At 72.8% G+C, this 9,705-nt stretch carries 9 protein-coding genes and 1 pseudogene; 2 read left to right on the forward strand and 8 right to left on the reverse strand.

What is annotated here, in order from left to right:
* Nucleotides 1-965 (reverse strand): annotated as a pseudogene (locus tag DQW85_RS13650) (sensor histidine kinase); the annotation flags it as partial.
* A gap of 127 nt (nucleotides 966-1,092) precedes the next feature.
* Here DQW85_RS13650 and DQW85_RS13655 point away from each other — a divergent pair.
* The gene (locus DQW85_RS13655; RefSeq protein ID WP_113700691.1) at nucleotides 1,093-1,719 is read left to right on the forward strand and encodes a class I SAM-dependent methyltransferase; all 627 of its coding nucleotides are present in this window, start codon (nucleotides 1,093-1,095) and stop codon (nucleotides 1,717-1,719) included.
* Between the two features lie 182 nt (nucleotides 1,720-1,901).
* Here the strand turns inward: DQW85_RS13655 and DQW85_RS13660 are convergent, their stop codons facing one another.
* From DQW85_RS13660 to DQW85_RS13675, 4 genes are all read right to left on the reverse strand, one after another.
* Nucleotides 1,902-2,456, reverse strand: coding sequence for a hemerythrin domain-containing protein (locus DQW85_RS13660; RefSeq protein WP_113700692.1), 555 nt, complete (start codon nucleotides 2,454-2,456; stop codon nucleotides 1,902-1,904).
* A 39-nt stretch (nucleotides 2,457-2,495) separates the two neighbouring features.
* Nucleotides 2,496-3,275, reverse strand: coding sequence for an enoyl-CoA hydratase/isomerase family protein (locus DQW85_RS13665; RefSeq protein WP_240197154.1), 780 nt, complete (start codon nucleotides 3,273-3,275; stop codon nucleotides 2,496-2,498).
* 72 nt (nucleotides 3,276-3,347) lie between these two features.
* The gene (locus DQW85_RS13670) at nucleotides 3,348-4,277 is read right to left on the reverse strand and encodes an alpha/beta hydrolase (RefSeq protein WP_113700693.1); all 930 of its coding nucleotides are present in this window, start codon (nucleotides 4,275-4,277) and stop codon (nucleotides 3,348-3,350) included.
* Between the two features lie 10 nt (nucleotides 4,278-4,287).
* Nucleotides 4,288-4,974 (reverse strand): gamma-glutamyl-gamma-aminobutyrate hydrolase family protein, encoded by a 687-nt coding sequence (locus DQW85_RS13675; RefSeq protein WP_113700694.1) that lies wholly within the window; start codon nucleotides 4,972-4,974, stop codon nucleotides 4,288-4,290.
* Between the two features lie 599 nt (nucleotides 4,975-5,573).
* Here DQW85_RS13675 and DQW85_RS13680 point away from each other — a divergent pair.
* A complete protein-coding gene (locus tag DQW85_RS13680) occupies nucleotides 5,574-6,641 on the forward strand; it encodes a globin domain-containing protein (protein ID WP_240197155.1) in 1,068 nt (355 codons plus the stop codon).
* Nucleotides 6,642-6,671: 30 nt separating this feature from the next.
* On the opposite strand, the gene DQW85_RS13685 is transcribed toward DQW85_RS13680, so the two are convergent.
* From DQW85_RS13685 to DQW85_RS13695, 3 genes are all read right to left on the reverse strand, one after another.
* A complete protein-coding gene (locus tag DQW85_RS13685; protein ID WP_205315099.1) occupies nucleotides 6,672-7,478 on the reverse strand; it encodes a helix-turn-helix domain-containing protein in 807 nt (268 codons plus the stop codon).
* 115 nt (nucleotides 7,479-7,593) lie between these two features.
* Complete coding sequence (locus tag DQW85_RS13690; protein ID WP_113700696.1) at nucleotides 7,594-8,826, reverse strand: cytochrome P450; 1,233 nt, start codon at nucleotides 8,824-8,826, stop codon at nucleotides 7,594-7,596.
* A gap of 101 nt (nucleotides 8,827-8,927) precedes the next feature.
* Nucleotides 8,928-9,705, reverse strand: a 778-nt coding sequence (locus DQW85_RS13695) for an oxidoreductase C-terminal domain-containing protein (protein ID WP_162794963.1), incomplete at its 5' end; no start/stop codon positions are given.

The raw sequence follows: 9,705 nt of genomic DNA on the forward strand, positions 1-9,705 counted from the left end.
ACCTGGGCCACGGCGAGCCGCGCCGACTCGGCGGCCCGCAGCCGTTCGGCCGCGGCCGCGGCCTGCCGGACGCCGAGGTAGCGGCCGATCGCGATGGGGGTGACCACCAGAGCCATGAGCACGGCCACGCGGAACGGCGTGACGTCGGTGCCGTGCTGGACCACCGCGGCGGCGGCCAGGACGCAGCCCGCCACGTAGGCGGCGCAGATCCACGCCCAGGAGGCGACCCGCAGGGCGAACACACCCAGAGCGATCATGGTCAGGATCAGGCACGTGTTGACCACGTCCCTCAGGTACTGGTCGGCGGCCAGCAGCAGCGCGCCCTGGAAGAGGAAGACGAGGCCGGGCAGCCGGCGGGCCATGCCGAGCGACAGCCCCCCGAACACCGCGAGCATCCCGACCACCCACACGGGCTGGGAGCCGCTGTGCCAGTCGGTCCACGTGCTGAGCACCGCGCTGGCCACGCCCGCGCCGGCCAGCAGCACGTCGGGCGTGACGTCGCCCTCCTCCAGCCGGCCGGCACGGCGGCGCAGGTAGCCGCCCACGACCGCGGGGAAGGCGGGCACGAGCACCGAGTACATCCAGGTGTCGCCGGTGAGCGCCATGCCGGGGTCGGCCAGGTTGGCCGCGGTGGCGGCGATCGCGGCGATCAGCGACACCCCCACGGCGCGCGGGCCGCACCGGTGGGCGACCGTCCCGACCGCGACGCAGAGTAGCATCTGCGCCGTGTTGGAGGTGAACGAGCCGACCTGGTCGGCGAAGACCAGGAACGCGGCCAGGTAGAGGCTGACCGGGAGCGGCCGTCGCCGGAGGAAGCCGAGCGGGACCCCGGCCAGCAGCGCCATCGGGACCGTCGTGTACCCGGGCAGCGTCGCGCCGCCGCCCGACTTGCCGGACAGCAGCAGGTCGAGCGCGACTCCCGAGACCGCCAGCAGGAGGTCGAACGGCACACCACGCCAACGCATGAGGGCACGGTATCCGGCTCGGACGCTCTCCCGATCCTCCTGGCGGAGGACCCGCCCTCCTCCGACTGGCCGGTTCGCCGCCCCCTCGACGGAGCGCGCACTGCGCGTCGGCCATTAGATTCTCCGCATGTCCAACGTTCCAGGCAGTTCCGGCGTGTGGCGCGGATCGGGTGCCGCCGCGCTCTTCTTCGGCCAGTTCCTGCGCGCTCCGGCCACGGTCGGGGCTTTCGCCCCCAGTTCCCGCCGCCTGGCCCGCTCGGTCTGCGCCCCGGTGCCGGAGCGCGGTGAGCCGACCGTGGTCGAACTGGGACCGGGCACCGGTTCTTTCACCGCCGAGATCCAGCGCCGGCTGGACGGACGCGGCAACCATCTGGCGGTGGAGCTCAACGGGCCGATGGCGGACGCCCTCGCGGACCGCTTTCCCTCCGTGGACGTGGTGCACGGTGACGCGGCGCACCTGACGCGACTGCTGGCGGAGCGGGGGCTGGGCCGGGCCGACGTCGTGGTCAGCGGGCTGCCGTGGGCGGCCTTCCCCGCCGACCTGCAACTGCTGCTGCTGAGCGCGGTCTGCGCGGCCATGTGCCCGGCGGGGGCGTTCACCACGTTCTCGTACGTCCATGCCATCCCGCTGGGCTCGGCGCGGCGCTTCCGGGCGCTGCTGGCCGAGCGGTTCGAGGAGGTCGTGCCGAGTCGTACCGTGTGGCGCAACGCGCCTCCGGCGTTCGTCTTCCACGCCCGCCGTCCCCGCCCGTGATCAGGTGACCGTGATCAGGTGACCGTGATCAGGTGACCGTGATCAGGTGACCGTGATCAGGTGACCGTGATCAGGTGACCGTGATCAGGTGAAGGGTGCAAGGGTGCACCCGGGGCGCGGAGGGGCTTGGTCTCAACCCCCTCGCGCCCCAGGCGCCGGGGCCCCGTGCTCGTTCGTCGCCTTCACCCCCGTTTGCCCATGGCCCGGCGGAGCACGTCCTTTGTCCGGTCCATGATCGCTGTCGGTGGCCCGAGCAGCAGGTTCTTCGCGGTGCTGTCGATGCCGGGGTGCGGGTGGGTCGGCGCCAGCGCCTCCGCCGCCCGGACCGCCGTGGCCATCGCGCGCCGCTCCTGTTCACTCGTCTCCTGCCGCAGCCGGGGGAACTCCTCCTGTTCCTCGTGTTCCGCGTGCTCCACCACCGCCCGGCGCAGCAGGGCCAGGTTGGCCGAGAACCTCGGGTCCTCGACCCCCGCCTTCTCCATCTCGGTGAGCAGGTCCTTGGCCGCGTTCTCCTCGGCCAGGCGCTCGTCGGCGATCGTGCCGCCGTCATGGAGCTTGCGCCGCGCGTACGGGTGGACGATCTCCTCCTCCGCGGTCTCGTGCACGGCCAGCAGGCGCACCAGCTTCTGGAACGCCTCCGCCCTGTCCTCCGGGGCGGCGTTCTCGACCTCGGTGAACAGGCTCTTTATCTCTTCGTGCTGGCGCAGCAGCAGGTCTATGACATCTTTCTCGGTCATGCGCCTGCGCCTACCCACGGTGGCGGCGCGCTCACCTGATCACTCGAAGGCGGGCGGCCGTTTCTCGCGCAGCGCGCGCACACCTTCGGCCACGTCGGGGCCGGTGAAGCCGAGGAACTCCATCGCCAGCGACGCGTCGAAGGCGGGCCCGGCCATGCGCAGCCAGTTGTTCAGCGCGTACTTGGTGAGCCTGATGGCCTCCTGAGCGCCTGAGGCCAGCCTGACGGCGATCTCCATGGCCGTCTCGTGCACCCGGTCGTCGTCGACGCAGAGGCTGACCAGGCCCATCCGCTCGGCCTGCTCGCCGGTGACGGGCTCGCAGAGGAGCAGGTGGTACTTGGCCTTGGCGAGCCCGCACAGCAGCGGCCAGATGATCGCGGCGTGGTCTCCGGCGGCGACGCCGAGCCTGGTGTGGCCGTCGATGATGCGGGCGGTGCGGCCGGCGACCGAGACGTCGGCCAGCAGCGCCACCGCCAGCCCGGCGCCGACCGCGGGCCCCTGGATGGCGGAGACGACGGGTTTGGAGCAGTTGAGGACGTTGTAGACGATGTCGCGGGCCTCGGTGAACACGCGCAGCCTGGTGGCGTGGTCGCGCATCATCTCCTCGATCATCGACAGGTCGCCGCCCGCGGAGAACGCCTCGCCCTCCCCTCTGACGAGGACGGCCCTGACCGACGGGTCGCGGTCGGCGTCACGCCAGATCTCGGCCAGCTCGCGGTGGCCGGTCATGTCGACGGCGTTGAGCCTGCGGGGCTCGCTGATCGTGATCCGCAGCACGCCGTCCTCGGGCATGTCGGTCCTGAGCTTCTCGTACGTCACAGCGCTCCCCTCACCCCGTCACCCGGCCTCCTCGTCACCCGGCCCCCCTGCTTGCGGCCCCCCGCTTCGGCCTCACGCGGTGTCCAGGCCCAGGGCCCCGCGCAGCCGCCCCGCGAGGTAGGCGCGGGCCTCGATGGCCTGGTCGAACAGGCCGGGCAGGCCGAAGAAGCTGTGCACGGCGCCGTCGTACCTGCGCACCTCGACGGGCACCCCGGCCCGCTCCAGGCGGACGGCGTAGCGCTCGCCCTCGTCGCGCAGCACGTCGCACCCGGCGGTCACGATCGTCGCGGGCGGCAGGCCCTCGACGGACGGCAGCCGCAGCGGCGACAGGCGCGGGTCGGCGGGGTCTGCCCCGGCGGAGTATCGCTGGGCGAACCAGGCCATCTCCTTGGCGTCGAGCCCGAACCCGGTGGCGAACTCGGAGTAGCTGGGCGTGTCCATCGCCACGTCGAGCACCGGGTAGACGAGCGCCTGGTGGGCCAGGGTGAGGCCGGCGTCGCGGGCCTGCCAGGCGGCCACGGCGGCCAGGTTGCCGCCCGCGCTGTCGCCGATCACCGCGACCGTGCCGTCGCACTGGTAGAACGCGGGCCGGGCGAAGACGTCGCGCACCACGGTCCAGGCGTCGTCGGCGGCCGCCGGGAAGGGGTGCTCGGGCGCCAGCCGGTAGTCGACGGAGACCACGACCGCGCCGGTGCGGACGGCGAGGTCGCGCCCGACGGCGTCGTTGCGCTTGACGCTGCCGAACACCCAGCCTCCGCCGTGGAAGTAGACCAGGACGGGCAGCGCGCCCTCGCCCCGGTCGGCGCGGTAGACGCGGATGGGCACGCCCTCGGCGCTCTCGTCGCGGACGAAGGGCAGGTGGGTGAGCGGACCGCGGTGGGCGGCCAGGCCGTCGGTCGCGCGCATCTCCTGGATCCTCGCCAGGTCGAGCGTGGCCGGGTCCGTGCCGAGGTCCGACGGGTAGAGGGCGACGAAGTCCTGCGCCTGAGGGTGCAGCGGCATGTCCCGGAGCCTAGCGGGCCGCTTCGACCAGCGCGTCGAACAGCCCGGCGTCGGCCCCGCGCTCGGGGTGCCACTGCACGCCCACCGCGAACCGGTGCCCCTGCATCTCGACGCCCTCGACGATCTGGTCGTCGGCCCAGGCGACGGCCAGCAGCCCGCTGCCCAGCCGCCGCACCGACTGGGTGTGCGGCGCGACCACCTCGACCCGGTCGCCGACCGCCTTGCCGAGCCTGCTCGACACGCTCACCTGGATGACGTGCTCGGCGCCCGGCTCGCCGTGCCGGTCGTGGCCGAGCGACTCGGGCAGCCACGGGATGAGCGTGCCTCCCTGGGCGACGTTCAGCACGTGCATGCCGCGGGCGATGGCGAGGACGGGCAGGTCGGCCTGTACGGCGGCGCGGGCGAGGGCCAGTTCGAACCGGTCGCGGTGCGCCTGCGCCTCGGCCGCCCGCTCGTCCTGCTCCTCGCCGTAGGCGGCGGCTCCCACCTCGACGCCGCCGGCCAGCACGAGGCCCTGGAGGCCGCGGACGTAGTCGTCGACGGCGTGGGTGTTGAGTGGCGGGAGCACCACGGGCGCGCCACCGGCCTTCTCGACCGCCTTGGCGTAGGCCGGAGGCGACAGCACCGCCTCACGCACCCAGTCGCCCCAGCGGGCGGCCTCGAAGTAGGCGGTGATGCCGATCAGCGGTCGGGACATACGGCCTCCAGAGGCGTGCAGGAGTCGCGCCGCCCGCGAGGCGGGGCAGCCATTGCCCCATCATGGCGCACTCCTTTTCGCTTATGTCACCCCTCCGGGAGAACCTCTCCTGTTCGTCTGACCTCTGACAGCACCCCCTGACCTGGGTGGTGACGGCGCGGTTGCCGCTCCGGTCGCGCCGTCTCCGGGCGAGCGGCGGGATCGCGACGCGCCGCCGGGGACTGCCGCCGGATGCCGGGGCCGCGAGCTCAGGGGCAGCGGGGCCGGGCCGGGAATGGCCCTGGATACGAATAAAAGAAACATTCACCTTTTCCAGCCGTAAATCACGTATTGGCCGTTGCGGTAAATAACATTACCGTTACGCATAGTTCGGGTTCGCACCGTAGTGAGGTGAATAGGTTGTGACGCCCAGGTGGCGGTGGAACACTCGATTTCGAGCGATCGGATGAGCCGGGGCCCGTCGGCCGCTCGCGACCCGGAGCCGTCAGGGAGGTGGATCGACGCGACCGGAATTGCATTCCGGTCAGCAGGGTGGGGTTGATGAGACAATGCCGCTGAACCCGCGTCTGGTAAAGGAGAGTTTCTCCGTCATCGAGCCGGTGGCCGACAAGGCTGCCGCCTACTTCTACGGCCGGTTGTTCGCCGAGTGTCCGCACCTGCGCGGCATGTTCCCGCCGGCCATGGACGGGCAGCGCGACCGGCTCTTCCGTGCCCTGACCCGCATCGTCTGGAGCCTGGACAGCCCCGACAGCCTGGCCGCCTTCCTGGGCCACCTCGGGCGCGACCACCGCAAGTACGGCGTGATCGCCGACCACTACGCCGCGGTCGGCGAGGCGCTGCTGGCCACGGTCCGCACGTTCGCCGCCGACATCTGGGACGACGAGATCGAGGCGGCCTGGGCCGCGGCCTACGACGCGGCGGCCGACCTGATGATCGGGGCCGCCAAGGACGACGCCCAGCTCTCCCCCGCGTGGTGGCTGGCCGACGTCATCGACCACGATCGGCGCACCGACGACATCACCGTCGTCACGCTCCGGCCCACGCAGCGCCTGCCGTACACGGCGGGCCAGTACGTGACGGTGCAGACGGCGCGCTGGCCGCGCGTCTGGCGGACGTTCTCCATCGCCAACGCGCCGCGCCCCGACAACACCATCCGGCTGCACGTCCGCTCGGTGCCGGGCGGCTGGGTCTCCACCACGCTGGCCAGGGACACCCGCATCGGCGACACCGTCATGGTCGGGCCGCCGATGGGCACCATGGCCCCGCCGGACGACGGCACGCGCGACGTGCTGTGCGTGGCGGGCGGCACCGGGCTGGCGCCGCTGAAGGCCGTCATCGAGCAGATCATCGCCTCCGGCCGCCGTCCCAACATCCACCTGCTGTACGGGGCGCGGACGGCCGCTGAGCTGTACGACCTGCCCGACCTCGTCCGGATGGAGTCGTCGTTCCCCTGGCTGCGGGTGCTGCCGGTGGTGTCGCACCAGCCGTCCTACGACGGCATGCGCGGCAGCCTGCCGGACGTCACGCAGCGCTTCCACTCATGGGCCGAGCACGAGGTGTACGTGTGCGGGCCGCCGGGGATGGTGCGCGAGACGGTGCGGCGCCTGCAGGTCGACGGCGTGCCCCTCGCCCGCATCCACCGCGACGTCCTCCACGACGAGCGCTAGCCACGGGCCGCCGGTGCCGAACGGGCGGCCCTAACCGGCCGGCCCGCGCCGGAACGCCGCCGCGGTCTCCTCGTCGTTGGGCCAGAACGTCTCGATGGCCAGCTCGGACACCGTGACGTCCAGCGGCGTGCCGAACGTGGCGATCGTGGTGAACATCGACAGGATCCGGTCACCGTGCCTGATCCGCAGCGGCACGAGGATGTCGGCGGGCCCGGGGACGTGGGCCACGTTGAGATCCACTCCCGGATAGGTGTAGGCGGCCAGCTCGTCGTGCAGCTCCGCCAGCGCCCCGTGCGCCGACGCCTCGGCCTGCCCGCGCAGCTGGTGCAGCAGGTGGGCGCGCACCTCCGCGAGGTTCGCCAGCCGGCCGCCCATCGCGTCGGGGTGCAGCGACAGCCGCATCACGTTGACCGGCTCCTCCAGCAGCTCGGCCGGCACCCCGTCCATGAACATGGCCGCCGCCGCGTTCGCCGCCACCAGGTTCCACCCGGCGTCCACGACCAGCGCCGGATAGGGCTCGTGCCCGGCGAGGATCTTGTCCAGCGCCTGACGTACCGCCCGCATCTCGGGCGCGCGCACCTCCCGCTCGGGGAACACCGGCGCGAACCCCGCCGTCACCAGCAGCCTGTTGCGGTGCCTGAGCGGCACCTCGAGCTCCCCGGCCAGCCTCATCACCATCTCGCGGCTCGGCCGGGCCCGCCCGGTCTCCAGGAAGCTGATGTGGCGGGCCGACACGCCGGCCTCGATCGCCAGGTCGAGCTGGCTCACCCGGCGCCGCTGCCGCCACGACCGCAGCAGATCGCCGAAGGACTCCTCGTGCAGGGCAAGCGCTCCCATACCGGAACGCTACGCGAGGCGAGAGAAGCGGCACGATTACCTCGGAGGTAATCGCCGCCCGGGGCGCGGGAGATCGCGAAGCCCGCGCGGCTGGTCTCCGGGCTCCGAGTCCGGGTCACGGCGCGGCCGGGACGACGCCGTCGTACTCGACCAGCAGGTGGCGGGGTCCTCTCAGGGTCGCGTTCGGCCGGTAGGGCGGCGGGTCGGTGACCAGGCGGGGGTTGCGCAGCCTGTTGACCAGCTCGCCGAGCGCGAGCTGCGCCTCCAGGCGGGCCAGCGCCGCCCCGAAGCAGTAGTGGACGCCGCCGCCGAAGCCCAGGTGCTCGGTGTAGGGGCGGTCCGGGTCGAAGTGGTCCGGATCGGGGACGTGGCCGGGGTCGCGGCTGCCCGAGGCGAGGGCCAGCACGATGGGCGCTCCGGCCGGGATGGTGGTCCCCGCGATCTCGATGTCGGCCAGGGCGACCCGCTGGGGCAGGAACTGCACCGGCGGCTCGAAGCGCAGCAGCTCCTCCACGATCCTGATGATCAGGTCGGGCTCGGCGCGCAGCCGCTTGATCAGCTCCGGCCGGCGCAGCAGGGTGAGCATCCCGTTGGCGATGAGGTTCACCGTCGTCTCGTGGCCGGCGATCAGCAGCAGCCCGGCGGTGGAGACCACGTCGGTGGGCGACATCGCCCCGTCGGGGCCCTCGTACGTGACGAACCCGGACAGCAGGTCGTCGCCGGGTTCGCGGCGGCGGGCGTCGGCCAGCTCGCCGAGGTAGCGCTGCAACTTCAGCGCCGTCTCCATCCGCGCGCGCTCCCGCTCGGCCCGGTCCTCCTCGCCGGGGCCGAGCGTCTCCACGATCGCGTCGGCCCAGGCGTGGAAGCGCGGCTCGTCCTCGCGCGGGACGCCGAGCAGCCGGCAGATGACGGTCACCGGCAGCGGGTAGGCGATGTCGTCCACGATGTCCGCCTGGTCGCGGCCCGCGAGGCCGTCGACCAGCTCGGTGATGACGGCGCGCATCTCCGGCCGCAGGCTCTCCACCCTGCCCGGCGTGTGGGGCGGCCCGAAGTGGCGCATCGCCAGCCGCCGGAGCCGGTCGTGCTCCGGCGGGTCGAGCCCGATGAAGGCGAGGTCCAGCGTGCCCTCGGACTCGGTGCCCGGCTCGGGCGGCCGGGCGAGGTCGCGCCGGTCGGAGCTGACGCGCGGGTCGTGCAGCAGCGCGGCGATCTCGCGGTAGGTGCTCACGACGTACGTGCCGTCCTCCTCACGCCGCACCGGCACCTCGCGGAGCTCGGCGTACAGCCGGTACGGGTCGGCGCGGCCGGCGGGATCGAGGATCTGCTGGAAGACGCTCTGCGGTGCCATGACGGGTGCTCCTCGGCTTGACGGGATCGGTGCTCGTACGGTCAGTGCTCGTACGGTCGGTGCTCGTACGGTCAGCGCTCGTACGGTCAGCGCTTGTTCGGTCAGCGCTCGTGCACCAGGGAGACCCGGCGCTCGGCCGGGTCGTGGCCGGTCACGACCACCGTCGCGCCCGCCGCCGGGACCATCCGGTCCGGCACCTCGGCCGGCACGGGCCGCGCCTCCTCGCGCCGGTCGACGTGGCGGAAGTCCGGCGGGAACGGCGCGGCCCGCTCGATCAGCCGCTGGTAGAACTCCAGCCACATCGCCTGGTCGAAGGTGACGGCGGCGGTGATCCGGCCCTGGTAGCCGTACACGGCGACGAACCGGCGTTCGGACACCGAGCCCTGGGCGATCACGAGCTCGTCGGCGAAGGTGGGCACGCCCACCGACTTGATGTTGACCCCGAACTGCGTGGACCAGAACACCGGCAGCGACAGGTGCGGCCAGCGGCGGGTCTGGTCGCTGACCATGTTGTGCGCCGCGACCTCCGCCTGGGCGACCGCGTTGCCCCAGTGCTCCAGAGACATGAACTGGTAGTGGTAGACGGGGTGCGGGAACCGCGCGATGTCGCCGGCCACGAACACGTCGTCGGTGACCAGGCCGTTGACGTCCACGGCGCGGCAGCCCGCGTCGCAGGCCACGCCCCACACGCCGGCCGCCAGCCCGGAGCCGTACAGCCATTCGACGTTGCGGACCGCGCCGAGCGCGACCACCGCGACCTCGGCGTCCACGGTGCTCCCGTCCGACAGGTGCGCGCGGCGCAGCCGCCCGGCCCCGTCGCCCTCCAGCGCCGAGACCGTGACGCCGCACCGCAGGTCCACGCCGGCGGCCCGCTGGAGG

It is taken from the genome of Nonomuraea lactucae, assembly GCF_003313395.1.
Taxonomy (GTDB): domain Bacteria; phylum Actinomycetota; class Actinomycetes; order Streptosporangiales; family Streptosporangiaceae; genus Nonomuraea; species Nonomuraea lactucae.

Excerpts from the sequence above, each read along its gene's own strand:
- DQW85_RS13655 (WP_113700691.1), top strand. The coding sequence starts at position 1,093 with ATGTCCAACGTTCCAGGCAGTTCCGGCGTGTGGCGCGGATCGGGTGCC.
- DQW85_RS13660 (WP_113700692.1), bottom strand. The coding sequence starts at position 2,456 with ATGACCGAGAAAGATGTCATAGACCTGCTGCTGCGCCAGCACGAAGAG.
- DQW85_RS13670 (WP_113700693.1), bottom strand. The coding sequence starts at position 4,277 with ATGCCGCTGCACCCTCAGGCGCAGGACTTCGTCGCCCTCTACCCGTCG.
- DQW85_RS13675 (WP_113700694.1), bottom strand. The coding sequence starts at position 4,974 with ATGTCCCGACCGCTGATCGGCATCACCGCCTACTTCGAGGCCGCCCGC.
- DQW85_RS13685 (WP_205315099.1), bottom strand. The coding sequence starts at position 7,478 with ATGGGAGCGCTTGCCCTGCACGAGGAGTCCTTCGGCGATCTGCTGCGG.
- DQW85_RS13690 (WP_113700696.1), bottom strand. The coding sequence starts at position 8,826 with ATGGCACCGCAGAGCGTCTTCCAGCAGATCCTCGATCCCGCCGGCCGC.